Annotated in this window: 35 protein-coding genes; 29 read left to right on the forward strand and 6 right to left on the reverse strand. The window is 68.8% G+C overall.

Going from position 1 to position 26271, the window contains the following annotated elements:
* The first annotated feature begins 38 nt into the window (after positions 1-38).
* The 20 genes from rplN (at position 39) to truA (ending at position 11925) form a co-directional block, all read left to right on the forward strand.
* Complete coding sequence (rplN, locus tag JOC24_RS02150; protein WP_003966950.1) at positions 39-407, forward strand: 50S ribosomal protein L14; 369 nt, start codon at positions 39-41, stop codon at positions 405-407.
* A gap of 2 nt (positions 408-409) precedes the next feature.
* Positions 410-733: a 50S ribosomal protein L24 gene (gene rplX, locus JOC24_RS02155; protein ID WP_014047788.1), complete on the forward strand. Its 324-nt coding sequence runs from the start codon at positions 410-412 to the stop codon at positions 731-733.
* The gene (rplE, locus tag JOC24_RS02160) at positions 733-1290 is read left to right on the forward strand and encodes a 50S ribosomal protein L5 (protein WP_014047789.1); all 558 of its coding nucleotides are present in this window, start codon (positions 733-735) and stop codon (positions 1288-1290) included. Before rplX ends, rplE begins: the two co-directional genes overlap by 1 nt.
* Positions 1291-1292: 2 nt before the next feature.
* Positions 1293-1478 carry a type Z 30S ribosomal protein S14 gene (locus tag JOC24_RS02165; protein ID WP_003948630.1) on the forward strand — a complete coding sequence of 62 codons (186 nt, stop codon included), beginning with the start codon at positions 1293-1295 and terminating at the stop codon, positions 1476-1478.
* Between the two features lie 220 nt (positions 1479-1698).
* Positions 1699-2097 (forward strand): 30S ribosomal protein S8, encoded by a 399-nt coding sequence (gene rpsH / locus JOC24_RS02170; RefSeq protein WP_031096381.1) that lies wholly within the window; start codon positions 1699-1701, stop codon positions 2095-2097.
* A gap of 21 nt (positions 2098-2118) precedes the next feature.
* Positions 2119-2658 (forward strand): 50S ribosomal protein L6, encoded by a 540-nt coding sequence (rplF, locus tag JOC24_RS02175; protein WP_031096383.1) that lies wholly within the window; start codon positions 2119-2121, stop codon positions 2656-2658.
* A 3-nt stretch (positions 2659-2661) separates the two neighbouring features.
* Positions 2662-3045 carry a 50S ribosomal protein L18 gene (gene rplR / locus JOC24_RS02180; RefSeq protein WP_031096385.1) on the forward strand — a complete coding sequence of 128 codons (384 nt, stop codon included), beginning with the start codon at positions 2662-2664 and terminating at the stop codon, positions 3043-3045.
* A 47-nt stretch (positions 3046-3092) separates the two neighbouring features.
* Positions 3093-3692 carry a 30S ribosomal protein S5 gene (rpsE, locus tag JOC24_RS02185; RefSeq protein ID WP_031096387.1) on the forward strand — a complete coding sequence of 200 codons (600 nt, stop codon included), beginning with the start codon at positions 3093-3095 and terminating at the stop codon, positions 3690-3692.
* Positions 3692-3874, forward strand: coding sequence for a 50S ribosomal protein L30 (rpmD, locus tag JOC24_RS02190; RefSeq protein WP_006126892.1), 183 nt, complete (start codon positions 3692-3694; stop codon positions 3872-3874). The genes rpsE and rpmD overlap by 1 nt, the downstream gene beginning before the upstream one ends.
* 1 nt (position 3875) lies before the next feature.
* Positions 3876-4331, forward strand: coding sequence for a 50S ribosomal protein L15 (gene rplO / locus JOC24_RS02195; protein ID WP_014047794.1), 456 nt, complete (start codon positions 3876-3878; stop codon positions 4329-4331).
* Positions 4332-4555: 224 nt separating this feature from the next.
* Complete coding sequence (gene secY, locus JOC24_RS02200) at positions 4556-5875, forward strand: preprotein translocase subunit SecY (RefSeq protein WP_205018352.1); 1320 nt, start codon at positions 4556-4558, stop codon at positions 5873-5875.
* Entirely contained in the window at positions 5875-6534 is a 660-nt protein-coding gene (locus JOC24_RS02205) for an adenylate kinase (RefSeq protein WP_205018353.1), read from the forward strand. Before secY ends, JOC24_RS02205 begins: the two co-directional genes overlap by 1 nt.
* Positions 6535-6655: 121 nt before the next feature.
* Positions 6656-7492, forward strand: coding sequence for a type I methionyl aminopeptidase (map, locus tag JOC24_RS02210; protein ID WP_205018354.1), 837 nt, complete (start codon positions 6656-6658; stop codon positions 7490-7492).
* Between the two features lie 210 nt (positions 7493-7702).
* Positions 7703-7924 (forward strand): translation initiation factor IF-1, encoded by a 222-nt coding sequence (gene infA / locus JOC24_RS02215; RefSeq protein ID WP_003956442.1) that lies wholly within the window; start codon positions 7703-7705, stop codon positions 7922-7924.
* A 60-nt stretch (positions 7925-7984) separates the two neighbouring features.
* Positions 7985-8098, forward strand: coding sequence for a 50S ribosomal protein L36 (gene rpmJ, locus JOC24_RS02220; RefSeq protein WP_003956441.1), 114 nt, complete (start codon positions 7985-7987; stop codon positions 8096-8098).
* A 195-nt stretch (positions 8099-8293) separates the two neighbouring features.
* Entirely contained in the window at positions 8294-8674 is a 381-nt protein-coding gene (gene rpsM, locus JOC24_RS02225) for a 30S ribosomal protein S13 (protein ID WP_205018355.1), read from the forward strand.
* 104 nt (positions 8675-8778) lie between these two features.
* Positions 8779-9183, forward strand: coding sequence for a 30S ribosomal protein S11 (gene rpsK, locus JOC24_RS02230; protein ID WP_003956432.1), 405 nt, complete (start codon positions 8779-8781; stop codon positions 9181-9183).
* 137 nt (positions 9184-9320) lie between these two features.
* Positions 9321-10343: a DNA-directed RNA polymerase subunit alpha gene (locus JOC24_RS02235; RefSeq protein ID WP_003966937.1), complete on the forward strand. Its 1023-nt coding sequence runs from the start codon at positions 9321-9323 to the stop codon at positions 10341-10343.
* Positions 10344-10485: 142 nt separating this feature from the next.
* Positions 10486-10992, forward strand: coding sequence for a 50S ribosomal protein L17 (gene rplQ / locus JOC24_RS02240; RefSeq protein ID WP_205018356.1), 507 nt, complete (start codon positions 10486-10488; stop codon positions 10990-10992).
* A 78-nt stretch (positions 10993-11070) separates the two neighbouring features.
* Positions 11071-11925, forward strand: coding sequence for a tRNA pseudouridine(38-40) synthase TruA (truA, locus tag JOC24_RS02245; protein WP_205018357.1), 855 nt, complete (start codon positions 11071-11073; stop codon positions 11923-11925).
* Here the strand turns inward: truA and JOC24_RS02250 are convergent.
* Together JOC24_RS02250 and JOC24_RS02255 are read right to left on the reverse strand one after the other, a co-directional pair.
* Positions 11894-13783, reverse strand: coding sequence for a hypothetical protein (locus JOC24_RS02250; protein ID WP_205018358.1), 1890 nt, complete (start codon positions 13781-13783; stop codon positions 11894-11896). The genes truA and JOC24_RS02250 overlap by 32 nt on opposite strands.
* Before the next feature lie 61 nt (positions 13784-13844).
* A complete protein-coding gene (locus JOC24_RS02255) occupies positions 13845-14699 on the reverse strand; it encodes a hypothetical protein (protein ID WP_205018359.1) in 855 nt (284 codons plus the stop codon).
* 67 nt (positions 14700-14766) lie between these two features.
* Here JOC24_RS02255 and JOC24_RS02260 point away from each other — a divergent pair, with 67 nt between their 5' ends.
* From JOC24_RS02260 to glmM, 4 genes are all read left to right on the forward strand, one after another.
* On the forward strand, positions 14767-16386 hold the full coding sequence (locus JOC24_RS02260; RefSeq protein ID WP_205018360.1) for an ABC-F family ATP-binding cassette domain-containing protein: 1620 nt from the start codon (positions 14767-14769) through the stop codon (positions 16384-16386).
* Between the two features lie 226 nt (positions 16387-16612).
* Positions 16613-17056, forward strand: a complete 444-nt coding sequence (gene rplM, locus JOC24_RS02265; protein WP_014154573.1) for a 50S ribosomal protein L13 — start codon at positions 16613-16615, stop codon at positions 17054-17056.
* Positions 17057-17101: 45 nt separating this feature from the next.
* Positions 17102-17638, forward strand: coding sequence for a 30S ribosomal protein S9 (gene rpsI, locus JOC24_RS02270; protein ID WP_205018361.1), 537 nt, complete (start codon positions 17102-17104; stop codon positions 17636-17638).
* A 222-nt stretch (positions 17639-17860) separates the two neighbouring features.
* The gene (glmM, locus tag JOC24_RS02275) at positions 17861-19219 is read left to right on the forward strand and encodes a phosphoglucosamine mutase (RefSeq protein WP_205018362.1); all 1359 of its coding nucleotides are present in this window, start codon (positions 17861-17863) and stop codon (positions 19217-19219) included.
* 7 nt (positions 19220-19226) lie between these two features.
* Here glmM and JOC24_RS02280 read toward each other — a convergent pair whose 3' ends face one another.
* Positions 19227-20186 carry a DUF389 domain-containing protein gene (locus JOC24_RS02280; RefSeq protein WP_205018363.1) on the reverse strand — a complete coding sequence of 320 codons (960 nt, stop codon included), beginning with the start codon at positions 20184-20186 and terminating at the stop codon, positions 19227-19229.
* Positions 20187-20204: 18 nt separating this feature from the next.
* Complete coding sequence (gene coaA, locus JOC24_RS02285) at positions 20205-21197, reverse strand: type I pantothenate kinase (protein ID WP_205018364.1); 993 nt, start codon at positions 21195-21197, stop codon at positions 20205-20207.
* Between the two features lie 143 nt (positions 21198-21340).
* On the opposite strand from coaA, the gene JOC24_RS02290 reads away from it, so the two are divergent.
* Both JOC24_RS02290 and JOC24_RS02295 read left to right on the forward strand, forming a co-directional pair.
* On the forward strand, positions 21341-21562 hold the full coding sequence (locus JOC24_RS02290) for a type II toxin-antitoxin system VapB family antitoxin (protein WP_205018365.1): 222 nt from the start codon (positions 21341-21343) through the stop codon (positions 21560-21562).
* The gene (locus JOC24_RS02295) at positions 21559-21969 is read left to right on the forward strand and encodes a PIN domain-containing protein (RefSeq protein WP_205018366.1); all 411 of its coding nucleotides are present in this window, start codon (positions 21559-21561) and stop codon (positions 21967-21969) included. The genes JOC24_RS02290 and JOC24_RS02295 overlap by 4 nt, the downstream gene beginning before the upstream one ends.
* A gap of 74 nt (positions 21970-22043) precedes the next feature.
* Here the strand turns inward: JOC24_RS02295 and JOC24_RS33000 are convergent, their stop codons facing one another.
* Together JOC24_RS33000 and JOC24_RS33005 are read right to left on the reverse strand one after the other, a co-directional pair.
* Positions 22044-22196 carry a hypothetical protein gene (locus JOC24_RS33000; protein ID WP_239579354.1) on the reverse strand — a complete coding sequence of 51 codons (153 nt, stop codon included), beginning with the start codon at positions 22194-22196 and terminating at the stop codon, positions 22044-22046.
* A gap of 11 nt (positions 22197-22207) precedes the next feature.
* Positions 22208-22495, reverse strand: coding sequence for an HIT family protein (locus JOC24_RS33005; RefSeq protein ID WP_239579356.1), 288 nt, complete (start codon positions 22493-22495; stop codon positions 22208-22210).
* 89 nt (positions 22496-22584) lie between these two features.
* On the opposite strand from JOC24_RS33005, the gene glmS reads away from it, so the two are divergent.
* From glmS to JOC24_RS02315, 3 genes are read left to right on the forward strand one after another with little or no spacing between them, the layout of a single operon-like run.
* Positions 22585-24432: a glutamine--fructose-6-phosphate transaminase (isomerizing) gene (gene glmS / locus JOC24_RS02305; protein WP_205018367.1), complete on the forward strand. Its 1848-nt coding sequence runs from the start codon at positions 22585-22587 to the stop codon at positions 24430-24432.
* 13 nt (positions 24433-24445) lie between these two features.
* The gene (locus JOC24_RS02310) at positions 24446-24814 is read left to right on the forward strand and encodes a holo-ACP synthase (RefSeq protein WP_205018368.1); all 369 of its coding nucleotides are present in this window, start codon (positions 24446-24448) and stop codon (positions 24812-24814) included.
* Positions 24815-24818: 4 nt separating this feature from the next.
* Entirely contained in the window at positions 24819-26270 is a 1452-nt protein-coding gene (locus JOC24_RS02315; protein ID WP_205018369.1) for an NAD(P)H-hydrate dehydratase, read from the forward strand.
* Position 26271 lies beyond the last annotated feature (1 nt).

A 26271-nucleotide genomic window follows, 5' to 3' on the forward strand; every position in this document is an offset into this window, starting at 1 on the left:
GCCCCCGCCGGGAACCGGCAGACGATCAGGAGATAGACGTGATCCAGCAGGAGTCGCGACTGCGCGTCGCCGACAACACGGGTGCGAAGGAAATTCTCACCATCCGTGTTCTCGGTGGCTCGGGTCGCCGCTACGCGGGTATCGGTGACGTCATCGTCGCCACCGTCAAGGACGCGATCCCCGGTGGCAACGTGAAGAAGGGTGACGTCGTCAAGGCCGTCATCGTTCGCACCGTCAAGGAGCGTCGTCGTCAGGATGGCTCGTACATCCGCTTCGACGAGAACGCCGCTGTCATTCTCAAGAACGACGGCGACCCCCGCGGCACCCGCATCTTCGGCCCGGTGGGCCGAGAGCTGCGCGAGAAGAAGTTCATGAAGATCATCTCGCTCGCGCCGGAGGTGCTGTAAGCATGAAGATCAAGAAGGGCGACCTGGTTCAGGTCATCACCGGTAAGGACAAGGGCAAGCAGGGCAAGGTCATCGTTGCCTTCCCCGCTCAGGACCGCGTCCTCGTCGAGGGTGTCAACCGGGTCAAGAAGCACACCAAGGCCGGTCAGACGGCTCGCGGTTCGCAGACGGGTGGCATTGTCACCACCGAGGCCCCGATCCACGTCAGCAACGTGCAGCTGGTCGTGGAGAAGGACGGCAACAAGGTCGTCACCCGCGTCGGCTACCGCTTTGACGACGAGGGCAAGAAGATCCGCGTTGCCAAGCGGACCGGTGAGGACATCTGATGACGACCACCACTGCGCCGCGTCTCAAGACGCGCTACCGCGAGGAAATCGCCGGCAAGCTGCGTGAGGAGTTCTCGTACGAGAACGTCATGCAGGTCCCCGGTCTGGTCAAGATCGTGGTCAACATGGGTGTGGGCGACGCCGCCCGCGACTCCAAGCTGATCGACGGTGCCGTCAGGGACCTCACCACGATCACGGGCCAGAAGCCGGCCGTCACGAAGGCCCGCAAGTCGATCGCGCAGTTCAAGCTGCGCGAGGGGCAGCCGATCGGCTGCCACGTCACCCTCCGTGGTGACCGCATGTGGGAGTTCCTGGACCGTACGCTGTCGCTCGCGCTTCCGCGTATCCGTGACTTCCGTGGCCTGTCGCCGAAGCAGTTCGACGGCCGTGGCAACTACACCTTCGGTCTCACGGAGCAGGTCATGTTCCACGAGATCGACCAGGACAAGATCGACCGGGTCCGGGGCATGGACATCACCGTGGTCACCACGGCGACCAACGACGACGAGGGTCGTGCCCTGCTTCGTCACCTCGGCTTCCCGTTCAAGGAGAACTGACCGTGGCGAAGAAGGCTCTGATCGCTAAGGCCGCCCGTAAGCCGAAGTTCGGCGTGCGCGGGTACACCCGCTGCCAGCGCTGCGGCCGGCCCCACTCCGTCTACCGCAAGTTCGGCCTGTGCCGCGTGTGCCTTCGTGAGATGGCTCACCGTGGCGAGCTGCCGGGCGTGACCAAGAGCTCCTGGTAGTTCTCCTCCGCCTCCGGGCGTAGGGAATCCAGAAGCTCTCGGTAAGTATCCGGTCGGCAGGAGCCCCGCTCTTCATGCCGTAGGCTAGAAGGGTTGGGCGCCTGCCGCCCTGACCGACTTACTACGCCGTAGGTCCCCGCACCGCACCCGTCCCGCCACTGAGTGGGGAGAGGGATGGCGCATACAGGAAACCCCGGCGAGAGAGGCCGAAGGCCAACTCATGACCATGACTGACCCCATCGCAGACATGCTCACGCGTCTGCGTAACGCGAACTCGGCGTATCACGACGAAGTCGCCATGCCGCACAGCAAGATCAAGTCGCACATCGCGGAGATCCTCCAGCAGGAGGGCTTCATCACCGGCTGGAAGGTCGAGGACGCCGAGGTCGGCAAGAGCCTCGTTCTCGACCTGAAGTTCGGTCCGAACCGCGAGCGTTCGATCGCCGGCATCAAGCGAATCTCGAAGCCGGGTCTGCGTGTATACGCAAAGTCCACCAATCTGCCGAAGGTTCTCGGCGGCCTGGGCGTGGCGATCATCTCCACGTCCCACGGTCTCCTGACCGGCCAGCAGGCCAGCAAGAAGGGCGTAGGTGGGGAAGTCCTCGCCTACGTCTGGTAGTCGGGAACGGAGGAACAGCTCATGTCGCGAATCGGCAAGCTCCCCATCCAGGTTCCCGCCGGTGTGGACGTCACCATCGATGGCCGCACGGTCGCGGTGAAGGGCCCCAAGGGTTCCCTCTCGCACACCGTCGCAGCGCCGATCGAGGTCACCAAGGGCGAGGACGGCGTGCTCAGCGTCGTCCGTCCTAACGACGAGCGTCAGAACAAGGCCCTTCACGGCCTGTCCCGCACGCTGGTGGCGAACATGATCACCGGCGTGACCCAGGGATACACCAAGGCGCTCGAGATCAGCGGTGTCGGTTACCGCGTCCAGGCGAAGGGCTCCAACCTGGAGTTCGCCCTGGGCTACAGCCACCCGATCCTCATCGAGGCCCCCGAAGGCATCACCTTCAAGGTCGAGTCGCCCACGAAGTTCAGCGTCGAGGGCATCGACAAGCAGAAGGTCGGCGAGGTTTCGGCGAAGATCCGCAAGCTGCGGAAGCCCGACCCGTACAAGGCCAAGGGCGTCAAGTACGCCGGCGAGGTTATCCGCCGCAAGGTCGGAAAGGCGGGTAAGTAAGCCATGGCATACGGTGTAAAGATTGCCAAGGGCGACGCCTACAAGCGTGCCGCCCTCAAGCGCCGTCACATCCGCGTCCGGAAGCACATCTCCGGTTCGCCCGAGCGTCCGCGCTTGGTTGTGACGCGTTCCAACCGTCACATGGTCGCTCAGGTCATCGACGACATCGCGGGCCACACGCTCGCGTCGGCGTCGACCCTGGACGCGTCCATCCGCAGCGCGGACGGTGACAAGAGCGCCCTGGCCAAGCAGGTCGGGGCCCTGGTCGCCGAGCGCGCCAAGGCCGCAGGCGTCGAGGCCGTCGTGTTTGACCGCGGTGGTAACCAGTACGCCGGGCGGATTGCCGCTCTGGCTGACGCCGCCCGTGAAGCCGGACTGAAGTTCTAAGTTCCGGTTCCTACGCACAGCGGACGTAACAGAGAGAGGTAAATCCAATGGCTGGACCCCAGCGCCGCGGAAGCGGTGCCGGTGGCGGCGAGCGGCGGGACCGGAAGGGCCGTGACGGCGGCGCAGCCGAGAAGACCGCGTACGTCGAGCGTGTCGTCGCGATCAACCGCGTCGCCAAGGTTGTCAAGGGTGGTCGTCGCTTCAGCTTCACCGCGCTCGTCGTGGTGGGCGATGGTGACGGCAGCGTCGGTGTCGGATACGGCAAGGCCAAGGAAGTTCCCGCGGCCATCGCCAAGGGCGTCGAAGAGGCCAAGAAGAGCTTCTTCAAGGTCCCGCGTATCCAGGGCACCATCCCTCACCCGATCCAGGGCGAGAAGGCTGCGGGCGTCGTCCTGCTCAAGCCTGCTTCCCCCGGTACCGGTGTGATCGCGGGTGGCCCGGTGCGCGCCGTTCTGGAGTGCGCCGGCGTTCACGACATCCTGTCGAAGTCGCTCGGTTCTTCGAACCCGATCAACATCGTGCATGCGACCGTGGCGGCCCTCCAGGGCCTGCAGCGTCCCGAGGAGATCGCGGCCCGCCGCGGTCTGCCCCTCGAGGACGTCGCCCCCGCGGCTCTGCTTCGTGCACGTGCGGGAGCGGGTGCGTAATGGCTCGCCTCAAGATCACGCAGACGAAGTCGTACATCGGCAGCAAGCAGAACCACCGCGACACCCTGCGTTCGCTCGGGCTCAAGCGCCTGAACGACTCGGTTGTCAAGGAGGACCGCCCCGAGTTCCGCGGAATGGTGCAGACCGTCCGCCACCTCGTGACGGTTGAGGAGGTTGACTGACATGGCGGAGAACAGCCCGCTGAAGGCCCACAACCTCCGGCCTGCCCCGGGCGCCAAGACCGCCAAGACCCGTGTGGGTCGTGGTGAGGCGTCCAAGGGTAAGACCGCAGGCCGTGGTACCAAGGGTACGAAGGCTCGTTACCAGGTTCCGGAGCGCTTCGAGGGTGGCCAGATGCCCCTCCACATGCGTCTCCCGAAGCTCAAGGGCTTCAAGAACCCGTTCCGCACGGAGTACCAGGTCGTGAACCTGGACAAGCTCGCGACGCTCTACCCCGAGGGTGGAGAGGTCACGGTGGCCGACCTGGTCGCCAAGGGCGCCGTGCGTAACAACCACCTCGTCAAGGTCCTCGGACAGGGCGAGATCTCCGTGGCGCTGCAGGTTTCGGTTGACGCCGTCTCCGGCTCCGCCAAGGAGAAGATCGCCGCCGCGGGCGGCACCGTCACCGAACTCGTCTGAGACAACTCGGACAGGACAGTGGCCTGAACACCCGACCGGGGATGCCTCTCATTTGGGGCATCCCCGGTTGGTCGTTCCTAGGGGGGCATGTCCGCCGGTAAGGTGGCGTGCGTTGTTGATGTGGTAAGCCCTGGGCAAGAGCCCGGGTTCCTTTGACTGTTACGTAACCGTCGATCCTCAAGACCGTCACCTCACGCTTTTGCGCGGGGGTCGCAGGAGGCACCGTGCTCACCGCGTTCGCCCGGGCGTTCAAGACGCCCGACCTGCGCAAGAAGCTGCTCTTCACGCTCGGCATCATCGTGCTCTATCGTCTCGGAGCGCACATTCCCGTACCGGGGGTGAGCTACGAGAACGTCCAGACCTGTGTTGACCAGGCCAGCAAGGGCAACAACAGCCTCTTCGGTCTGGTCAACATGTTCAGCGGTGGTGCACTGCTGCAGATCACGATCTTCGCGCTCGGCATCATGCCGTACATCACGGCCAGCATCATTCTTCAGCTGCTGACCGTCGTCATCCCCCGGCTCGAAGCCCTCAAGAAGGAGGGGCAGTCGGGCACGGCCAAGATCACGCAGTACACGCGTTATCTGACCGTGGCGCTGGCCATCCTCCAGGGCACCGGCCTGGTGGCGACCGCCCGCAGCGGCGCGCTGTTCAGCGGTTGCCCCGTCGCCGACCAGATCGTCCCGAACCAGTCGATCTTCACGACGATCGTCATGGTGATCACCATGACCGCCGGTACCGCCGCCGTCATGTGGCTCGGTGAGCTCATCACCGACCGCGGTATCGGCAACGGCATGTCGATCCTGATGTTCATCTCGATCGCCGCCAGCTTCCCCGGTGCCCTCTGGGCCATCAAGGAGAGCGGCAAGCTGGCCGACGGCTGGATCGAGTTCATCACGGTCATCCTCATCGGCTTCGTGATGGTGGGCCTCGTCGTCTTCGTCGAGCAGGCCCAGCGCCGCGTTCCGGTGCAGTACGCGAAGCGGATGATCGGGCGCCGGTCGTACGGTGGTACGTCCACTTACATCCCGCTGAAGGTGAACCAGGCGGGTGTGATTCCCGTCATCTTCGCTTCTTCGCTGCTCTACATTCCTGCTCTAATCGTTCAGTTCTCCAACTCCACCTCGGGCTGGGCGACCTGGATTCAGGATCACTTCGTCAAGGGCGACCACCCGTACTACATCGCGACGTACTTCCTGTTGATCGTGTTCTTCGCATTCTTCTATGTGGCGATCTCGTTCAACCCCGAGGAAGTCGCCGACAACATGAAGAAGTATGGTGGCTTCATCCCGGGTATCCGGGCAGGTCGACCTACTGCCGAGTATCTGAGCTACGTGCTCAACAGGATCACTTGGCCGGGATCGCTGTACCTGGGGTTGATCGCTCTCGTGCCGACGATGGCGTTGGCCGGCTTCGGCGGTGCGAACCAGAACTTCCCGTTCGGCGGGACGAGCATCCTGATCATCGTGGGTGTGGGTCTGGAGACCGTGAAGCAGATCGAGAGTCAGCTCCAGCAGCGCAATTACGAAGGGTTCCTCCGCTGATGCGAATCGTCCTCGTCGGGCCGCCCGGTGCCGGCAAGGGAACGCAGGCCGCGTTCCTTGCCAAGAATCTTTCGATTCCGCACATCTCCACGGGCGACCTCTTCCGCGCCAACATCAGCCAGGGCACCGACCTTGGCAAGCAGGCCCGCGCTTACATGGACGCGGGACAGCTGGTGCCGGACGAAGTCACCATCGCGATGGCCAAGGACCGCATGTCCCAGCAGGACGCCGTGAACGGCTTTCTGCTGGACGGCTTCCCCCGCAATGTGGGGCAGGCCGCGGCGCTCGACACGATGCTCCTCAGCGAGGGCGTCAAGCTGGACGCGGTCCTCGACCTCGAGGTCCCCGAGGACGAGGTGGTCAAGCGCATCGCCGGCCGCCGTATCTGCCGTAACGACAGCGCGCACGTCTTCCACGTGACGTACAACCCGCCGAAGAGCGAGGGCGTTTGCGACGCCTGTGGCGGCGAGCTGTACCAGCGGGACGACGACACCGAGGAGACGGTCCGTACCCGTCTCGAGGTCTACCACACGCAGACCGAGCCGATCATCGACTTCTACCGGGCCCAGGGCCTGGTCGTGACGATCTCCGCGCTCGGCAAGGTCACCGAGGTGACCGAGCGGGCCATGGAGGCCCTCAAGAAGTCCGACGAGGGCTGAACCCTCCGCTCCACCACTGCAGCCGGCCGCGGCGCCCTCGGGCGCCGCGGCCGACTGTTTGCGCCGTATCGTTGAGTACGGCTCCAACCGTTCCCCTTCGTACGCAGAGAGGCGCCCAGCGATGGTGCAGATCAAGACCCCCGAGCAGATCGCGAAGATGCGCGAGGCGGGCCTCGTGGTCGCTGCCATTCACGCCGCCACGCGAGAGGCGGCCGTCCCCGGCGCCACCACGAAGGACCTCGACGAGGTCGCGCGCAAGGTGATCGCCGACCACGGCGCGAAGTCGAACTTCCTGGGCTACGGCGGATTCCCCGCGACCATCTGCACCTCGGTCAACGAGGTCGTGGTGCACGGCATCCCGGACGAGAAGACCGTCCTCAAGGACGGCGACATCATCTCGATCGACGCCGGCGCGATCATCGAGGGCTGGCACGGCGACGCGGCGTACACGGCCTTCGTGGGCACCGGTCACGCTCCGGAGCTCGTCGAGCTCTCCCGGGTGACGGAGGAGTCCATGTGGGCCGGGATCGCCGCGATGAAGCTGAACAACCGCCTCGTCGACATCTCGAAGGCCATCGAGTCCTACATCCGCCGCCAGCCCCGCCCGGCGACCGGCAAGTACGGGATCATCGAGGACTACGGCGGCCACGGCATCGGCACCGAGATGCACATGGACCCGCACCTGCTGAACTACGTCTCGCGCAAGCGCGGCAAGGGCATCAAGCTCGTCCCGGGCGTCTGCCTGGCCATCGAGCCGATGGTCTCGCTGGGCACCGCGCAGACGAAGGTCCTGGCCGACGAGTGGACCGTCCTGACGACCGACGGCACCTGGTCCTCGCACTGGGAGCACTCGATCGCCCTCACGGAGCAGGGCCCGCTCGTCCTCACCTCTCCGGACTGCGGCCGCGCGAGGCTCGCCCAGTACGGGGTGGAGGCCGCGCCGGACCCGCTCGCGTGACGCACGGCCCCGGCGGTCGCCCGGGCCGTCGGCAGGACTGTCCGGCTGATCCGTGTCTAAGGATCAGGGTTAGTGGGCAAACTTGACGGATTCGTCTTTTGGAGTCCGCTGACGTAGACTGACTCGTCGGCTCTCGTGCATCAGTGTGCCCGTATGTCTGTACACGGATGAGTGAGAGTCGATCAAGGTAGCCGATTCGAAGGGCGAAGCGTGGCCAAGAAGCAAGGTGCCATCGAAATTGAGGGCACCGTGATCGAGTCCCTCCCGAACGCCATGTTCAAGGTGGAACTCCAGAACGGTCACAAGGTCCTCGCGCACATCAGCGGCAAGATGCGGATGCACTACATCCGTATCCTCCCGGATGACCGGGTCGTCGTGGAGCTTTCTCCGTACGACCTGACGCGTGGCCGGATCGTCTACCGCTACAAGTAGATCTTGCCGCCATCCCGCTTCGGCGTGGTGAGGGCACTGACCCGGAGAACCTGACATCCCATGAAGGTCAAGCCGAGCGTCAAGAAGATCTGCGACAAGTGCAAGGTGATCCGCCGTCACGGCCGGGTCATGGTCATCTGCGACAACCTGCGCCACAAGCAGCGCCAGGGCTGACGCACGACCGCCTGCATCTCGCAGTTCTTCGCGCGACGCACGTAAACGTACATACGCAGTGCCCGTCCAAGCTTCGGCTGACGACACCTCCGGCGGGGGCCGGGGACCCGGGCGTACCACTCACCCTCAGGGGTCGGGTCGGCGTTCGGGAGAGGTGCTGTGGAAGACCCCCGAAATAACAACTGGAGCCATTGAATGGCACGCGTTTCAGGTGTTGACATCCCGCGCGAAAAGCGCGTGGAGGTTGCCCTCACCTACGTCTTCGGTATCGGGCGCACCCGGTCCAAGGAGATCCTCGCCGCCGCCGGCGTGAACCCCAATACGCGCGTTCGCGAACTGGCCGAAGAGGACCTGGTCAAGATCCGCGAGTACGTGGACGCCAACCTCCGCACCGAGGGTGACCTTCGCCGCGAGATCCAGGGCGACATCCGCCGCAAGATCGAGATCGGCTGCTACCAGGGCATCCGGCACCGTCGCGGTCTGCCGGTCCACGGTCAGCGCACCAGCACGAACGCGCGTACCCGCAAGGGCCCGCGTCGCGCCATCGCCGGTAAGAAGAAGCCGGGCAAGAAGTAGTCCTCAGCGGACGTACTACGGGTGCCGGGTCACCGGACGCCCGTGGAAACCAGCGGTCTTCGCTGTAGGACCGATCACCTCCCCTCTCCATCTGGAGTCAAGACATGCCCCCCAAGGGTCGTCAGGGCGCAGCCAAGAAGGTGCGTCGCAAGGAAAAGAAGAACGTCGCTCACGGGCACGCCCACATCAAGAGCACGTTCAACAACACCATCGTCTCGATCACGGACCCCTCGGGCAACGTGATCTCCTGGGCCTCCGCCGGTCACGTCGGCTTCAAGGGCTCGCGCAAGTCCACCCCCTTCGCCGCGCAGATGGCCGCCGAGTCGGCCGCCCGCCGCGCGCAGGAGCACGGCATGCGCAAGGTCGACGTCTTCGTCAAGGGTCCCGGCTCCGGCCGTGAGACCGCGATCCGTTCCCTCCAGGCCACGGGCCTCGAGGTCGGTTCGATCCAGGACGTCACCCCGACGCCGCACAACGGCTGCCGTCCGCCGAAGCGTCGCCGCGTCTGATCCGCTACGGCCGGTGACGGCCGTGCGTCAGTAGCGTTTGATCCGGGCGGTACGTCCTTATCGGGGCGTACCGCCCGTATCCTTGTTTTATCTGTCGGGCATCAAATAGTGGGTGCCCACGACTGAAGGATCACCGCATGCTTATCGCTCAGCGTCCGTCGCTGACCGAAGAGGTCGTCGACGAGTTCCGCTCCCGGTTCGTGATCGAGCCGCTGGAGCCGGGCTTCGGTTACACCCTCGGCAACTCCCTTCGCCGCACGCTCCTCTCCTCGATCCCCGGTGCCGCTGTCACCAGCATCCGGATCGACGGTGTCCTGCACGAGTTCACCACCGTGCCGGGCGTCAAGGAGGACGTGACCGACCTCATCCTCAACATCAAGCAGCTGGTCGTCTCCTCGGAGCACGACGAGCCTGTCGTGATGTACCTGCGCAAGCAGGGTCCCGGCCTGGTCACCGCTGCTGACATCGCCCCGCCGGCCGGTGTCGAGGTCCACAACCCGGACCTGGTCCTGGCCACGCTGAACGGCAAGGGCAAGCTGGAGATGGAGCTGACCGTCGAGCGCGGTCGCGGCTACGTCTCCGCCGTCCAGAACAAGCAGGTGGGCCAGGAGATCGGCCGGATCCCGGTCGACTCCATCTACTCCCCGGTGCTCAAGGTCACGTACAAGGTCGAGGCGACCCGTGTCGAGCAGCGCACCGACTTCGACAAGCTGATCGTCGACGTCGAGACCAAGCAGGCCATGCGTCCCCGTGACGCCATGGCGTCGGCCGGTAAGACCCTGGTCGAGCTGTTCGGTCTGGCGCGCGAGCTCAACATCGACGCCGAGGGCATCGACATGGGCCCGTCCCCGACGGACGCCGCGCTCGCCGCCGATCTGGCGCTGCCGATCGAGGAGCTCGAGCTCACGGTCCGTTCGTACAACTGCCTCAAGCGCGAGGGCATCCACTCCGTGGGTGAGCTCGTGGCCCGCTCCGAGGCTGACCTGCTCGACATCCGCAACTTCGGCGCCAAGTCGATCGACGAGGTCAAGGCGAAGCTGGCCGGCATGGGCCTCGCGCTCAAGGACTCGCCTCCCGGCTTCGACCCGACCGCCGCCGCCGACGCCTTCGGCGCGGACGACGACGCGGACGCCGGTTTCGTGGAGACCGAGCAGTACTGATCCGTTTCCCGGCCCGGGGCGACCGCTGACGCGGGGGCCCGGGGCCGGTCTCGGACCATGAAGGACTTCCGTGGGGCGGCCGCCTCGCGGGAACTGACACCGGTACCTGATACGGCCGGTGCAGCACACAAGGAGAAACACCATGCCTCAGCCCGCCAAGGGTGCCCGTCTGGGCGGCAGCGCTGCGCACGAGAAGCTTCTTCTCATCAACCTCGCGAAGTCGCTGTTCGAGCACGGCCGCATCACCACGACCGAGGCCAAGGCCCGCCGCCTGCGTCCGGTCGCCGAGCGTTTCATCACCAAGGCGAAGAAGGGCGACATCCACAACCGTCGCCTGGTGCTGCAGTCGATCACGGACAAGAGCATCGTGCACACGCTCTTCACCGAGATCGCCCCGCGGTACGAGAACCGCCCCGGTGGTTACACCCGCATCACCAAGATCGGCAACCGTCGTGGCGACAACGCCCCGATGGCCGTCATCGAGCTCGTCGAGGCCCTGACCGTGGCGCAGGCCGCCACCGGTGAGGCCGAGGCAGCCACGAAGCGCGCCGTGAAGGAAGACGCCCTCAAGAAGGACGAGGCTCCGGCCGAGACCGTCGAGGACGCCAAGCCGGCCGACGCCGCCGCTGAGGAGTCCAAGGACGCCTGAGCGTTCTGAGACCCAGGTACGGGCCCGCATCTCCCTTCGGGGCGGTGCGGGCCCGTTCTGTTTTGAGAGGATCAGCGGGTGAGTGACGAGGCAGAGCCCGGTTTCGTACGGGTACGGCTGGACCTTTCCTACGACGGCAAGGACTTCTCCGGCTGGGCGAAGCAGACCAGCAGGCGCACCGTGCAGGGCGAGATCGAGGACGCACTGCGCACCGTGACGCGGTCGTCGGTGACGTACGGCCTGACGGTCGCCGGACGCACCGATGCCGGGGTGCACGCGCGCGGGCAGGTGGCGCACGTCGACCTGCCCGCCGAGGTGTGGGCCGAGCACGAGGAGAAGCTGCTGCGGCGGATGGCGGGGCGCCTGCCGCCGGACGTACGGATCTGGCGGGCGGCGAAGGCCCCGGCGGGGTTCAACGCGCGCTTCTCCGCGCTGTGGCGGCGTTACGCGTACCGGGTGGGGGACCGGCCGGGCGGGGTGGACCCGCTGCTCCGGGGCCATGTGCTCTGGCACGACCGGCCGTTGGACCAGGACGCGATGAACGAGGCGGCCGCCCTCATGGTGGGGGAGCACGACTTCGCGGCGTACTGCAAGAAGCGTGAGGGTGCCACGACGATCCGTACGCTGCAGAAGCTCCACTGGGTGCGTGACGCGGAGTCCGGTGTGCTGACGGCGACCGTGCAGGCCGACGCGTTCTGCCACAACATGGTGCGGGCATTGATGGGCGCTGCGCTGTTCGTGGGCGACGGGCGCCGGCCCGTCGCGTGGCCGGCCGAGGTGCTGGCGGCGAAGGTGCGGGACCCGGGGGTGCACGTGGTGCGGCCGCACGGGCTGACGCTGGAGGAAGTGGCCTACCCGGCGGACGGGTTGCTGGCGGCCAGGGCAGTGGAGGCCCGCAACGTCAGGACGTTGCCGGGGGCGGGGTGCTGCTGACCGGCCGCCGGCGCAGGGCGCGCACCAGCCGGGCCGCGCTGTCCACGGCCAGCAGTGTCATCACGGTGGAGCGGAACCAGCCGATGTCCGGCGTCCACCAGGCGTAGACCGCTGCCGCGGTGAAGAGCAGCAGGGCCGCCGTGCGCAGGACCCACCAGCGGGCCGGGTGCCGTTCGTCCAGGGGCGGGGCTTCCGGGTGCACGCCGTCCTTCGTGGTGAGGGTGTCCCGCATGCCCGCGAGGAACCCCCGACGGGCCAGCACCCGGGCGCCGGGGAGCCCTGCGAGGATCTCCTGCTGCCCGCCGTATCCGGCGGGCAGCGGGGGGAGGCCCAGGGCGGCGACGAGTTCGCCCTGGTGGCGGGCGGGGTCCCCGGCGGCGCGCAGGATGTGGGCGAGGGGACGCGGGTCGGACAGGCCGTAGACACGGGCGAGCGCGGTGGCCGTCGCGGCTGCCCGGGCGTGGTCGGCGGCCGGCGCGGCGGTCTCCCAGGCGTGGTCCGCCACCTTCCTGCCCCGGTGCAGGAGGGTGAAGCTGCTGCGTTCAGGGGTGCGGTGCAGGACCAGCGCGGGCCATTCCTCGGCCGTGGTGAAGTTGTCGGCCGCCGCGGTGAGCGGATCCTCGGGGAGCAGCGCCGCGCGCTTGGCGCGTACCGGGTCCGGGACGATCTCGACGTACGTGTGGTGGTTGCCGGCCGGGGCGGTCCGGAGGCTGTGGCCGCAGATCAGGGCTGCGTGGGCCACCTCGGTGGGGCCGGTGGAGGCGATGGCGACCGACCGCGGGGCCAGCTCGCGCTCCCAGTCCGGCGTGCCGGTGGCCGGAGGGCCGGGGGAGGGGCGGAAGAAGGGGACCTTCATCGCGAGCTCGACGCGGGTGTCGGAGCGGGCCTCCAGGAATTCGGCACGGGCCTCGCCGAAATAGGTCCAGGGGTAGGTGGTGGCGTGCACCCCGATGCTGCGGAAGGTGGTGAGCGCCTCCTCGTAGCGGTCCATCGACCACAGGACCAGGGCCAGGTGGTTGCGGAAGCCCGCGGCCTCCCGGTCCCCGGGGGCGTAGCTGTCCGACAGGGCCTGTGCGCGGGTCACCGCCGCCTCCGCGCGCTCCGCGTACGGATCGGGGTCGGGTGTGTCCTCGTCGGCGATCAGGTACTCCACGACGGCCTGGAGCGGCAGCGCGTGGAGTTTGGACCCCGGCGGCGCGTGGTCCGCCGCCCGCTCCGCGAAGGCGAACATCTCCTCGTGCGAGCCGTACCACTTGGCGCAGAGGTACTGGAGCGCCTGGATGTGGCATCCCTCGTGGTGCGGGTCGCGGGAGTTCGCCTCGGCCAGATAGGTGTCGAAGAACTCGCGCGGGGCCTGGATGCCCCGGGCCTGGGTCAGCGCGACGCGCCACGGGACCGGGTCGTCGGGGTTGAGTTCGGCGGCGGCGGAGATCACCGGCACCGCGTCCAGCAGCACCGTGTGGAACGCCTGGAACTGGTCGGCCTCGACGTGCCTGGCCCGGGCGCCCGTCCGTATCTTCCATGCCTGGTAGACGTACTGGTCGGCCTTGACCAGCACCGCGTCGGGGTCCTCGGGGGAGTCCTCCAGCCAGCTGTCGAGCCAGCCCGGGTGGTGCAGCGAGGCCCGTGCGAGCCGGGAGACGCAGGTGTCCCTGTGCTCCCACTGGGCGTGCTCGCGCGTGGCGGCGAGCAGCTCGGCGGCCGGGGCGTGGTGGCCCGCCGCCGCGGCGGCGAGGGCCACCCGCAGCGACGGGTCCGGGGCGTCGAGGACCACGGCGTCGTCCGGGGGCAGGCCCGCGCCTATCGCGTCGCTGTGGCGCAGTACGCGCGGGATGGTGAAGAGGGAGGTCAGACGCACGACGGCGGGTCCTCGTTCGAGGGGGTGGACGGGACTGGTGCGTGGGGAGACCGGCTGACGGTCAGGTGGCGGGCGCGCCCGCGGCCGCCGAGGCCTGTACCTCACCCCGGTGACGGATCTGGCGGAAGGTGAAGTCGGTCAGGTCGTCGCCGACCGCGTACACGTCCTTGGACGCCGTGGTCACGTTCTTCCCGCTGGTGAAGCCGCCGACCGTGAAGTAGGCGTAACGGCCGTAGGAGTTGGCGGTACGCCGGCACACGGATCCGCCGCGGCAGAAGGTGGGGACGCCCGAGCCGCTGAGGGAGGCGAGGCCGCCGGACGCCTGCTGGGCCGCCTTCCGGGCCTCCGCCTCGGTGCCGAACACCGCGAGTCCGATGGTGACCGCGATCCCGTCCTTGCTGTACGTGGCGCGGATGACCTGGTCGCAGCCGTTGCCGTCGAGGATCGAACCGAGGGCGCCCTGCGTCGTCGTCGCGCAGTTCGCCGTACGGGCGGTGGCGCCCTTGGCGTAGACGCGGTCGCCCATGGTCAGTTTCCTGCCGGGGAAGAAGGCGTCGACGGTGACCGGGCCCTTGTCCTTCTTCTCGTCGGCTATGTAGTCCTTCGGATCCGGCGGGGGCGGCGGTGCCACCGAGGAGAAGGAGGGCTCCGGGGAGGAGGTGTTCGAGGGCAGGTCGGCGGGGGCCGGCAGCTCGCTCGCGTTCTTGCCCGACCCGGAGGCGCCGCCCCCGCCGCTGGTCGTGATGACGGCCGTGGCCACGATCGCGGCCACGACGCCGGTGGCCAGCACGCCGCCGCCGATCATCAGCCACTTCCTGCGCCTGCCACGTGCGGCGGACGCATCCGCCAGCGCCGCCCAGTCCGGAGTCCGGCTCTCTCCCGGCCCCCAGGAGGGCCCCCCTTGCCCAAAGCTCATGCGGCGAATCCTAGACCGACCGTAATCCGGTTGGGCCAACGGTTCGCATGCCGTGACAATGCTGTGCATGGGACATCTTGAAGCGGGCCACCTGGAGTACTACCTACCGGACGGACGGGTGCTGCTCGGCGACGCTTCGTTCCGGGTGGCCGACGGCGCCGTCGTCGCCCTCGTCGGCGCGAACGGGGCGGGAAAGACCACTCTTCTGAAACTGCTCGCGGGGGAGCTCCAGCCGCACGGAGGCTCCGTCTCGGTGAGCGGCGGGCTCGGCGTGATGGCCCAGTTCGTGGGTTCCGTACGCGACGAGCGGACCGTCCGCGACCTGCTGGTGTCCGTGGCCCAGCCCCGGATCCGGGAGGCGGCGAATGCCGTCGACGCGGCCGAGGAGCGCATCCTCACAGTGGACGACGAGGCCGCGCAGATGGCGTACGCGCAGGCGCTGAGCGACTGGGCGGAGGCCCGGGGGTACGAGGCCGAGACGCTGTGGGACATCTGCACCATGGCCGCACTCGGCGTGCCGTATGAGAAGGCGCAGTGGCGCGAGGTGCGCACGCTCAGCGGCGGCGAGCAGAAGCGGCTGGTGCTGGAGGCGCTGCTCCGCGGTCCTGACGAGGTGCTGCTCCTGGACGAGCCGGACAACTACCTGGACGTCCCCGGCAAGCGCTGGCTGGAGGAGAGGCTCAAGGAGACCCGTAAGACGGTGCTCTTCGTCTCCCACGACCGGGAGCTGCTCTCCCGTGCCGCCCAGAAGATCGTGAGTGTCGAGCCCGGCCCGGCGGGCTCGGACGTCTGGGTGCACGGCGGCGGCTTCGCCACGTACCACCAGGCCCGCAAGGAACGGTTCGCGCGCTTCGAGGAGCTCCTGCGGCGCTGGGAGGAGGAGCACGCCCGGCTGAAGGCGCTGGTCCTGCGGATGCGGCAGCAGGCGGCGAACAGCCCCGACATGGCGAACCGCTACCACGCGATGCAGACGCGCTTCAAGAAGTTCGAGGACGCGGGACCGCCGCCGGAGCCGCCCCGCGAGCAGGACATCAGGATGCGGCTGCGCGGCGGCCGGACCGGGGTGCGGGCGGTGACCTGCACGAACCTGGAGCTGACCGGGCTGATGAAGCCGTTCGACCTGGAGATCTACTACGGGGAGCGGGTCGCCGTCCTCGGGTCCAACGGGTCGGGGAAGTCGCACTTCCTGCGGCTGCTGGCGGGGGACACGGTGGCGCACACCGGGGAGTGGAAGCTCGGGGCGCGCGTCGTGCCGGGGCACTTCGCGCAGACGCACGCGCACCCGGAGCTGCAGGGCAAGACGCTCGTCGAGATCCTGTGGACGGAGCACGCCAAGGACCGGGGCGGGGCCATGTCCGTACTGCGGCGGTACGAGATGGAGCGGCAGGGGGACCAGGCCTTCGAGAGGCTGTCCGGCGGGCAGCAGGCGCGGTTCCAGATCCTGCTGCTGGAGCTGGCCGGAACGACGGCGCTGCTCCTCGACGAGCCGACGGACAACCTGGACCTGGAATCGGCGGAGGCACTCCAGGACGGTCTCGAGGCGTACGACGGTACGGTGATGGCCGTCACGCACGACCGCTGGTTCGCGAAGTCCTTCGACCGCTATCTGGTCTTCGGCTCGGACGGGGTGGTGCGGGAGTCCACGGAGCCGGTCTGGGACGAGCGGCGGGTCGCGCGGGAACGGTAGGGTCGGCGCGTTTTGACCCGTCTGGGGCGGGGCGGGTAGTGTCGAGGACTGTTATGCGTATCGGCTTCGTCGTTCTCACGCGAAGGGCCCTTACGTAGGTTCTCTGGAGCAGTTACCAGTGGCTCGCATACGGGCAGCGTCCCCGGCATTGTGCGCCCCAGCTGCATGTCGCTTCAGAGGTGCCATGTGTCTGGACCTCATCCACTGAAGAAGCGAAGGCTACGAAGTGCGTACGTACAGCCCCAAGCCCGGCGATGTCACTCGCCAGTGGCACATCATCGACGCCGAGGACATCGTCCTGGGTCGTCTGGCCACCACGGCTGCGAACCTCCTCCGAGGCAAGCACAAGGCGATCTACGCCCCCCACATGGACATGGGCGACTTCGTCATCATCATCAACGCCGAGAAGGTTCACCTCTCCGGCAACAAGAAGACCCAGAAGATGGCGTACCGCCACTCCGGCTTCCCGGGCGGTCTCCGTTCGGTGCGCTACGACGAGCTGCTCTCGAAGAACCCCGAGAAGGCCGTCGAGAAGGCCATCAAGGGCATGATCCCCAAGAACACCCTGGGTCGTCAGATGATCTCGAAGCTGAAGGTCTACGCGGGCGACCAGCACCCGCACGCTGCGCAGCAGCCGGTCCCGTACGAGATCACCCAGGTCGCGCAGTAGTTCCGGCCTCCCCCCTAAGACGTAAAGAAAGATCTGAGGAGAATCGTGGCCGAGACCACTGTTGAGACGACCGCCGAAGACACGGCGGGCACCGAGGGCGAAGAGACCTTCGCCGAGGTGACCACCTTCGAGTCGGAGGTCCCCGTCGAGGGTGAGTACACCTCCGAGTCGCTCGCGGGCCGCTTCGGCGACCCGCAGCCCGCGGCCGGCCTCGGCCGTCGCAAGAACGCCATCGCCCGCGTCCGGATCGTTCCGGGCACCGGCAAGTGGAAGATCAACGGTCGCACCCTTGAGGACTACTTCCCCAACAAGGTGCACCAGCAGGAAGTCAACGAGCCCTTCAAGGTGCTCGAGCTCGACGGCCGCTACGACGTCATCGCCCGCATCTCGGGTGGCGGCGTCTCCGGTCAGGCCGGTGCCCTGCGCCTCGGCGTGGCCCGCGCGCTGAACGAGGCGGACGCGGACAACAACCGCGCCACGCTGAAGAAGGCCGGCTTCCTCTCCCGCGACGACCGTGCGGTCGAGCGCAAGAAGGCCGGTCTCAAGAAGGCCCGTAAGGCCCCGCAGTACAGCAAGCGCTAAATCGCCTGCTCGTCTGCTTTACACGTTCGCCCCGGCGGCACACCTCGTGCTGCTGGGGCGTTCGTCTATCAGCCCGCGCGGGCGTATAACGGCTTCAGACGTTTACACGTTTATAAGGTCGGCGGTTTCAGGCGCACCTTTCTTTGCTGTGTCTTGCCTCGCTTTGCCCTGTTTTCAGTACTTTGGTTTTTTGTGGTTTCGGAGCACCTTCGGAGGACACCAGTGGGACGACTCTTCGGCACGGACGGCGTGCGTGGCGTCGCCAACGCGGACCTGACAGCAGAGCTCGCGCTCGGGCTCTCGGTCGCGGCGGCGCACGTACTCGCCGAGGCGGGCACCTTCGAGGGGCATCGCCCGACCGCTGTGGTGGGCCGCGACCCCCGTGCGTCCGGAGAGTTCCTGGAAGCCGCCGTCGTGGCGGGCCTCGCCAGTGCCGGCGTCGACGTCCTGCGCGTCGGTGTGCTGCCGACGCCCGCCGTCGCGTATCTCACCGGCTCGCTGGGCGCCGATATCGGTGTCATGCTCTCGGCCAGTCACAACGCCATGCCCGACAACGGCATCAAGTTCTTCGCCCGCGGCGGCCACAAGCTGGCCGACGAGCTCGAGGACCGCATCGAGACGGTGTACGAGCAGCACCGAACCGGCGAGCCGTGGAGCCGTCCGACCGGCGCCGGTGTCGGCCGCGTCACCGACTACACCGAGGGCTTCGACCGCTACGTCGCCCACCTCATCGGCGTCCTACCGAACCGGCTCGACGGAATCAAGGTCGTCCTGGACGAGGCGCACGGCGCCGCCGCCCGCGTCTCGCCCGAGGCGTTCGCCAGGGCGGGCGCCGAGGTCGTCACCATCGGTGCCGAGCCGGACGGTCTCAACATCAACGAGGGCTGCGGTTCCACCCACATGGAGCTGCTGCGGGCGGCCGTCGTCGAGCACGGTGCCGACCTCGGCATCGCGCACGACGGCGACGCGGACCGCTGCCTGGCCGTGGACGCGGCCGGCGAGGAGGTCGACGGCGACCAGATCCTGGCCGTGCTCGCCCTCGCCATGCGCGAGTCCGGTCACCTGCGCAAGGACACCGTCGTCGGCACGGTCATGTCGAACCTCGGCTTCAAGATGGCGATGGAGCGGGAGGGCATCCAGCTCGTGCAGACCGCGGTCGGTGACCGCTACGTCCTGGAGTCGATGAAGGCCGAAGGCTTCGCGCTGGGAGGCGAACAGTCCGGCCACGTCATCGTCCTGGACCACGCCACGACCGGCGACGGCACCCTGACCGGACTGATGCTCGCGGCCCGGGTCGCCGCCACCGGACGTACGCTCGCCGACCTGGCAGGTGTGATGCAGCGCCTCCCGCAGGTCCTCATCAACGTGCCGGACGTCGACAAGTCGCGCGTGGGCACCTCGCCCGAGGTGGCCAACGCGGTGGCCCGGGCCGAGCAGGAGCTGGGTGACACCGGGCGGGTACTCCTGCGCAAGTCGGGCACCGAGCCGCTCGTACGGGTCATGGTCGAGGCCGCCGACCTGGAGCAGGCGCGCGCCGTGGCCGGACAGCTGGCCGACGTGGTGAAGTCCGCGCTCGGCTGACGCCCTCTCAACTCACCGACGGGCCCGGCCTCACGGCCGGGTCCGTCCGGCGTTGCGCCGCCCACAGCGCCTTCTGGACCAGCAGTGTGCAGGTCCCCGCCAGCACGATGCCGCCCAGGTTGGCCAGCAGCTGCACCGAGGACCACCAGGTCTGCGCGAGGTCCTGGTAGCTGAAGGCGACCGCGGCGTTGGCTGCGGCCGGCACCGTCGTCACCGAGATCGCCACGCCGATCAGTGCCCCGGACTTGGCCGAGGTCAGTGAGAGGGTCCCCGCGATGCCCGCGAGGAGCGCGACGACGAACGACATCCAGTCCGGGTGCCAGATGAAGCCGGTGTTGGGCCTGTCCGCCCTGACCATGCCCTCGGTGAACAGCCCGAGCAGGTCCATCAGCCAGGCGAAGCCCGCCGTGAGCACCATCGCCGCCGCGAAGCCGCCGATCAGCGCCCACAGGGACCGTGCGACCAGCCGGGGCGCACGCTGCACCAGGGCCGTCGAGATCCCGGCCAGCGGGCCGAAATCCGGGCCCACCGCCATGGCGCCCACGATCAGGACCGCGTTGTCGAGCATCACTCCGCACGCGGCGAGCATCGTCGCGACGGAGAGGAAGGCGACATAGGTGGCGCTGAAGGTCGACTCCTCGTGGGTCACCTCGGTCAGCTCTTCCCAGAGCACCGCGTCCGCGCCCTCGCCCGGCGCCGCACGCTCCGCCTCGTCCGCCTGCCTGGACAGCGTCAGGTTCATGTTCTCGACGGTGATCGAGCCGTCGTCGGCGATGCGCATCTCGCGCAGCGCGCCGATCAGTTCGTCGCCGGACTCCCGCGCCACGTCGCACATGACCACATCGCCCGCCGGGCTCCGCGCGGCACCGGTGAGCACCGCGATGTGCGCGGTGCCCACCGTCCGCTCCAGCAGGCGCACGACCTCATCGGTGCGTTCGGCGGGCACGATGAGGCGCAGATGCAGCACGGCGCACCCTTTCCCGGGTCAGAGTTTGCGCAGCGAGAGCCGCTGGACCTTGTGGTCCGGCCCCTTGCGCAGCACCAGAGTGGCACGGCCGCGCGTGGGCGCCACATTCTCCAGCAGGTTGGGCTTGTTGATGGTCCGCCACATGGTGCGCGCGTAGTCCAGCGCCTCCGCCTCGGAGACCTGGGTGTACTTGCGGAAGTACGAGAAGGGGTTCTGGAACGCCGTCTCGCGCAGTCTGCGGAAGCGGTGGAGGTACCAGTTCTCGATGTCCTCGGCGCGCGCGTCGACGTACACGCTGAAGTCGAAGTAGTCGGCGAGCCCGACCCTGGTCCGGCCGTCCTTGCCGGGCAGTGCGGGCTGCAGCACGTTCAGCCCCTCGACGATCAGGATGTCGGGGCGGCGTACGGTCAGCCGCTCGCCCGGCACGATGTCGTAGATGAGGTGGGAGTAGACGGGTGCCGTCACCTCGTCCTTTCCTGCCTTGATGTCGGCGACGAACCGGGTCAGCGCCCGCCGGTCGTACGACTCGGGGAACCCCTTGCGCGACATCAGGCCACGCGCCTCCAGTTCCTTCATCGGGAGAAGGAACCCGTCGGTCGTCACCAGCTCCACCCGGGGGTGCTCCGGCCAGCGCGCCAGCAGCGCCTGCAGGATGCGGGCGCTGGTGGACTTGCCGACGGCGACGCTGCCGGCGACCCCTATGACGAACGGGGTGCCGCGCTGCGCGCCGTGCCCGTTTCCCGCGTCACCCAGGAAGGTGTTCAGGGCGCCGCGCAGGCCGGACGTGGCCTGGACGTAGAGGTTGAGCAGCCGGGAGAGCGGCAGATAGACGTCCCGGACCTCGTCGAGGTCGATGACGTCGCCGAGCCCTCTCAGCTTCTCGACCTCCTCGGCGGTCAGCGGCAACGGGGTCCTGTCGCGCAGAGCGCTCCACTCCGCCCGTGTCAGGTCGACGTAGGGCGTCGGCGCGTGCTCGGTGCGGCGGGGGCTCCGTGCGGACGAGGTGATCACGTACTCATTGTTGCGGGAGTTCGAACGGAGTGGGGGGTGGAGTCGGTCACGTGGGCGACGGTCCTGGACACGGGAAGCCCACTCGTGTGTGGCTGGCCTACAATCTTTTGTACATGACCCATAAGCCTGACAGGAGGCGCCGGATGTCCGTGACCCAGATCGACATAGACGATGACGCACTGGAACGCACCATGGCGCTGTCCAAGGCCAGGACCAAGAAGGAAGCCGTCAATCTGGCGCTTCGGTACTACGCGGACCAGCAGGACCGTGCGGCGCGTATCGCCCGGCACTTCGACCGTGCGCGGCGCTGGGGAGCTGTGGAGGATGCCGAGCGCCGTCACCGCGCGGAGAAGGGCGATCGGTGATCTACCTGCTCGATACCTCCGGGCTTGTCCGGTTGCTCGGTGACAGCGAGTTGCAGTCCGCCTGGTATGACGCCATCTGTGCCGACTCGGTCGGCTCCTGCTATCCGCAACGCGCAGAGTTCCTGTTCAGCGCCCGGACCGGGGGCGAGTACGACGAGATCGTCGAGATGTTCACCGACCTGTATCCCGATGTCCCGGTGCCGAAGAGCGCCGGACGCTGGATCGGTGCGGTACAGCAGCGAATGGCCCGGGCGGGGCAGCATCGAAGCGCCTCGGCCGTGGATCTGATCATCGCCGCCACCGCTGCCCACCACGGGCTGACCGTCCTGCACGACGACGCCGACTACCGCACGGTCGCCCGGCACGCTCCCGACCTGTGGGAGCACCGCATTCAGGACACCGACTGACCCCCCCCGCCAGCCCAGGAGGGGGTGCGTGCCGTGGTTGACGTAGGGCGTCGTCTCGGTGCCGCGGGCCGGTTCTACCGGCTGTCCAGTTCCAGCCCGAGCGCGCGGGCCAGGGTGTCCGCCCTGGCGGCCGTCACCTGCTCCTGCTCCGGGGCGCGGAGCAGGGCGAAGACGCCCGGGCCGCGGTGGTGGGGTGGCAGGGGTTCCGGGCGGGGTATGACGTGCAAGTGCACGTGGGCTAAGCCCTCGGCACGAACTGGGCGATGTACGTCTTGGCGCATCCGTTCACGGTGCGCAGGGCGCGGGAGAGCCTGACCTGCCAGGTGCCCAGGGTGGCGGCCTCGGCGTCGGTGAGGTCGTGTACCGCCGTGAGGTGGCGCCGGGGCAGCAGGACCAGCCATCCGGGGAGCGAGGTGCCGGTGGCGTGGGCCACCCGCCAGTGGTCGTCCGATGCGGTGTGCTCGCGCGCGGGAAGGGTGTCGAACCGCGCTTCCATGGTGCAGGTGTAGCAACCCGGCGTCGTCATGGGGGGAGGAGCGTAGCGCCGGTCCGACGTGGCCGCCGCGTGGCCCACCCCTGCTGTCCCCCGCACCCGTACGGCCTTATGGTGCCGATATGTGCGGAATCGTGGGTTACGTCGGGGTGCAGTCGGCGCAGGATGTCGTTGTCGCGGGGCTGAAGCGGCTGGAGTACCGGGGGTACGACTCCGCGGGGGTCGCCGTCCTCGCGGACGGGGGGCTGGCCTCCGCGAAGAAGGCGGGGAAGCTCCTCAACCTGGAGAAGGAGCTCAAGGACCGGCCGCTGCCGGCCGGGAACACCGGGGTGGGGCACACCCGTTGGGCCACGCACGGCGGGCCCACCGACGCCAACGCCCACCCGCATCTCGACAACGCGGGCCGGGTCGCCGTCGTGCACAACGGGATCATCGAGAACTTCGCGGCGCTGCGCGAGGAGTTGGCAGGACGCGGCCATGACCTGGCCTCCGAGACCGACACGGAGGTGGTCGCCCATCTGCTCGCCGAGGCGTACTCCTCGGGTGGTGACCCGGCCGAGGCCATGAGACAGGTGTGCCGGCAGCTGGAGGGCGCGTTCACCCTGGTCGCCGTGCACGCGGACGAGCCCGACGTCGTGGTGGGGGCCCGCCGGAACTCGCCGCTGGTGGTGGGCGTGGGGGACGGGGAGATGTTCCTGGCTTCCGACGTGGCCGCCTTCATCGCGCACACGCGGGACGCGATCGAGCTCGGTCAGGACCAGGTGGTCGAGCTGCGCCGCGACGGGGTGTCGGTCACCGGCTTCGACGGGCGGCCCGCCGACGTACGCGAGTACCACGTGGACTGGGACGCGTCGGCCGCGGAGAAGGGCGGCTACGCCTCCTTCATGCTCAAGGAGATCGCCGACCAGCCCAAGGCCGTCGCCGACACGCTGCTCGGGCGCGTCGACGGCTCGGGCACGCTCCACCTGGACGAGGTGCGCATTCCGCAGGGTGTGCTCCGGGAGGTCGACAAGGTCGTCGTCGTCGCCTGCGGGACCGCCTTCCACGCCGGGATGATCGCCAAGTACGCCATCGAGCACTGGACCAGGCTGCCCTGCGAGACGGAGCTCGCCAGCGAGTTCCGTTACCGCGACCCGATCCTCGACCAGCGGACCCTCGTCGTCGCCATCTCGCAGTCGGGCGAGACGATGGACACGCTGATGGCGGTCCGGCACGCCCGTGAGCAGGGGGCGAAGGTCCTCGCGATCTGCAACACGAACGGCTCGACCATCCCGAGGGAGTCGGACGCCGTCCTCTACACGCATGCCGGGCCCGAGGTCGCCGTGGCCTCCACGAAGGCGTTCCTGACGCAGCTCGTCGCCTGCTACCTCGTCGCGCTGTACCTGGGGCAGGTGCGCGGCACCAAGTGGGGCGACGAGATCCGCACCGTCGTCCGTCAGCTCTCCGAGATGTCCGGCGCTGTGGACCGCGTCCTGGGGACCATGGAGCCGGTCCGTGAACTGGCCCGCTCCCTGTCCGGCCACGACACCGTTCTCTTCGTGGGCCGGCACGTGGGCTACCCGGTGGCCATGGAGGGGGCCCTGAAGCTCAAGGAACTCGCCTACATGCACGCGGAGGGCTTCGCCGCCGGAGAGCTCAAGCACGGGCCGATCGCGTTGATCGAGGAGGGCCTGCCGGTCGTCGTCATCGTGCCGTCCCCGCGCGGCCGTTCGGTGCTGCACGACAAGATCGTGTCGAACATCCAGGAGATCAGGGCCCGTGGCGCCCGTACCGTGGTCATCGCCGAGGAGGGCGACGAGGAGGTCGTCCCGTACGCCGATCACCTCATCAGGATCCCGGCTACGCCTACGCTGCTTCAGCCGCTGGTCGCCACGGTGCCGTTGCAGGTGTTCGCCTGCGAGCTGGCGACCGCCCGGGGCAACGAGGTGGACCAGCCGCGCAACCTGGCGAAGTCCGTGACAGTCGAGTGAGTTGAGTGAGCGCGTGATCATTGGGGTCGGGATCGATGTGGCGGAGATCGAACGCTTCGGCGCCGCGCTGGAGCGCACGCCCCAGCTGGCCGATCGGCTGTTCCTGGAGCGGGAGCTGCTGCTCCCCGGCGGGGACCGGCGGGGGATCGCCTCGCTGGCGGCCAGGTTCGCCGCGAAGGAGGCCCTGGCCAAGGCGCTCGGGGCGCCGGGCGGGCTGCTCTGGACCGACGCCGAGGTGTGTGTGGAGGAGAGCGGCCGGCCCCGGCTGGAGGTGCGGGGGACCGTCGCGGCACGGGCGGCCGAACTGGGCGTCCGCAGCTGGCACGTATCGCTCAGCCACGATGCGGGGGTGGCGTCGGCCGTGGTCATCGCGGAGGGTTGAGGGTATGCGACATGCCTACAGCGTCGAGACCGTACGGGCCGCCGAACAGGCGCTGATGGCACGGCTGCCGGAGGGGGCGCTGATGGCGCGCGCCGCCGCCGGACTGGCGGTGGCGTGCGGCGACCTGCTCCGGCGCAACGGGCGGGTGTACGGATCCCGGGTGCTCCTCCTCGTCGGCAGCGGTGACAACGGCGGCGACACCCTGTACGCGGGTGCCCGGCTGGCCCGGCGCGGGGCCGGCGTACGGGCGCTCCTGACCACACCGGACAAGGTCCACCGGGCCGCGCTGGCCGCCCTGCTGGCGGCGGGCGGGCAGGTCCTCGACGGCCCGGACCTCGGTGCCTTCGGCCCCGTCGACCTCGTCGTCGACGGCATCACCGGTATCGGGGGCCGCGGTGGCCTGCGGCCCGAGGCGGCGGAACTCGTACGGGCGGTCACCGGAGGCCACGCGCCCGTGCTCGCGGTGGACCTGCCGAGCGGGGTCGAGGCCGACACCGGCCAGGTGCTCGGCGCGGCCGTGCGGGCGGACGCCACGGTCACCTTCGGTACGTACAAGCCGGGGCTGCTCATCGACCCGGCCGCCGGACACGCGGGCGCGCTCCGGCTCGTCGACATCGGCCTGGCGGCGGAACTGCCCGCGCGGCCGGACATGGAGGCGTTGCAGTACGCCGACGTGGCCGCCCTGCTGCCCGTACCCGGCGCGGAGAGCGACAAGTACCGGCGCGGCGTCGTCGGAGTGGCCGCCGGCTCGGAGCGGTACCCGGGCGCGGCCGTCCTCGCGGTCGCCGGGGCGCTGCGCGGCGGCGCGGGGGCCGTGCGCTACGCGGGCCCCGGGGCCGAAGCGGTGATCGCGCGCTTCCCGGAGACGCTGGTGCACCCCGGCCCGCCGTCGAAGGCCGGCCGGGTGCAGGCCTGGGTCGCAGGGCCGGGCCTCGGCGACTCGTCGGAGTCGGCGTCGGCGGTGGCCGATGTGCTGGCCGCCGACGTCCCGGTGCTGGTCGACGCGGACGGGCTGCGGCTGATGGACGCCGGGGACGTACGCGCGCGGACCGCCGCCACGGTCCTCACCCCGCACGCCGGTGAGGCCGCCGCGCTGCTCGGGGTGGAGCGCGCGGAGGTCGAGGCCGGGCGGCTCGCAGCCGTGCGGGAGCTCGCCGCGCGCTACCGCGCCACGGTGCTGCTGAAGGGCTCGACGACCCTCGTCGCGGAACCCGGGGACACGCCCGTGCGGGTCAATCCGACCGGCACGTCCTGGCTGGCCACGGCGGGGAGCGGCGATGTGCTGTCCGGGCTGACGGGTTCGCTGCTGGCCGCGGGTCTGGCCCCGCTCGACGCCGCGTCGGTGGGCGCCTATCTGCACGGGCTCGCGGCACGCCGGGCCTCGGACGGGGCACCGGTCGCCGCGCAGGACGTCGCGGACGCCGTACCGGCTGCCTGGCGGGACGCGCGGGCCTGAT

Source organism: Streptomyces sp. HB132, from assembly GCF_016909575.1.
In the GTDB taxonomy this organism is placed as follows: Bacteria; Actinomycetota; Actinomycetes; order Streptomycetales; family Streptomycetaceae; genus Streptomyces.

Excerpts from the sequence above, each read along its gene's own strand:
- rplX (WP_014047788.1), top strand. The coding sequence starts at position 410 with ATGAAGATCAAGAAGGGCGACCTGGTTCAGGTCATCACCGGTAAGGAC.
- rplE (WP_014047789.1), top strand. The coding sequence starts at position 733 with ATGACGACCACCACTGCGCCGCGTCTCAAGACGCGCTACCGCGAGGAA.
- rpsH (WP_031096381.1), top strand. The coding sequence starts at position 1,699 with ATGACCATGACTGACCCCATCGCAGACATGCTCACGCGTCTGCGTAAC.
- rplF (WP_031096383.1), top strand. The coding sequence starts at position 2,119 with ATGTCGCGAATCGGCAAGCTCCCCATCCAGGTTCCCGCCGGTGTGGAC.
- rplR (WP_031096385.1), top strand. The coding sequence starts at position 2,662 with ATGGCATACGGTGTAAAGATTGCCAAGGGCGACGCCTACAAGCGTGCC.
- rpsE (WP_031096387.1), top strand. The coding sequence starts at position 3,093 with ATGGCTGGACCCCAGCGCCGCGGAAGCGGTGCCGGTGGCGGCGAGCGG.
- rpmD (WP_006126892.1), top strand. The coding sequence starts at position 3,692 with ATGGCTCGCCTCAAGATCACGCAGACGAAGTCGTACATCGGCAGCAAG.
- rplO (WP_014047794.1), top strand. The coding sequence starts at position 3,876 with ATGGCGGAGAACAGCCCGCTGAAGGCCCACAACCTCCGGCCTGCCCCG.
- JOC24_RS02205 (WP_205018353.1), top strand. The coding sequence starts at position 5,875 with ATGCGAATCGTCCTCGTCGGGCCGCCCGGTGCCGGCAAGGGAACGCAG.
- map (WP_205018354.1), top strand. The coding sequence starts at position 6,656 with ATGGTGCAGATCAAGACCCCCGAGCAGATCGCGAAGATGCGCGAGGCG.
- rpmJ (WP_003956441.1), top strand. The coding sequence starts at position 7,985 with ATGAAGGTCAAGCCGAGCGTCAAGAAGATCTGCGACAAGTGCAAGGTG.
- rpsM (WP_205018355.1), top strand. The coding sequence starts at position 8,294 with ATGGCACGCGTTTCAGGTGTTGACATCCCGCGCGAAAAGCGCGTGGAG.
- rpsK (WP_003956432.1), top strand. The coding sequence starts at position 8,779 with ATGCCCCCCAAGGGTCGTCAGGGCGCAGCCAAGAAGGTGCGTCGCAAG.
- JOC24_RS02235 (WP_003966937.1), top strand. The coding sequence starts at position 9,321 with ATGCTTATCGCTCAGCGTCCGTCGCTGACCGAAGAGGTCGTCGACGAG.
- rplQ (WP_205018356.1), top strand. The coding sequence starts at position 10,486 with ATGCCTCAGCCCGCCAAGGGTGCCCGTCTGGGCGGCAGCGCTGCGCAC.
- JOC24_RS02255 (WP_205018359.1), bottom strand. The coding sequence starts at position 14,699 with ATGAGCTTTGGGCAAGGGGGGCCCTCCTGGGGGCCGGGAGAGAGCCGG.
- JOC24_RS02260 (WP_205018360.1), top strand. The coding sequence starts at position 14,767 with ATGGGACATCTTGAAGCGGGCCACCTGGAGTACTACCTACCGGACGGA.
- JOC24_RS02290 (WP_205018365.1), top strand. The coding sequence starts at position 21,341 with ATGTCCGTGACCCAGATCGACATAGACGATGACGCACTGGAACGCACC.
- JOC24_RS33005 (WP_239579356.1), bottom strand. The coding sequence starts at position 22,495 with ATGACGACGCCGGGTTGCTACACCTGCACCATGGAAGCGCGGTTCGAC.
- glmS (WP_205018367.1), top strand. The coding sequence starts at position 22,585 with ATGTGCGGAATCGTGGGTTACGTCGGGGTGCAGTCGGCGCAGGATGTC.
- JOC24_RS02315 (WP_205018369.1), top strand. The coding sequence starts at position 24,819 with ATGCGACATGCCTACAGCGTCGAGACCGTACGGGCCGCCGAACAGGCG.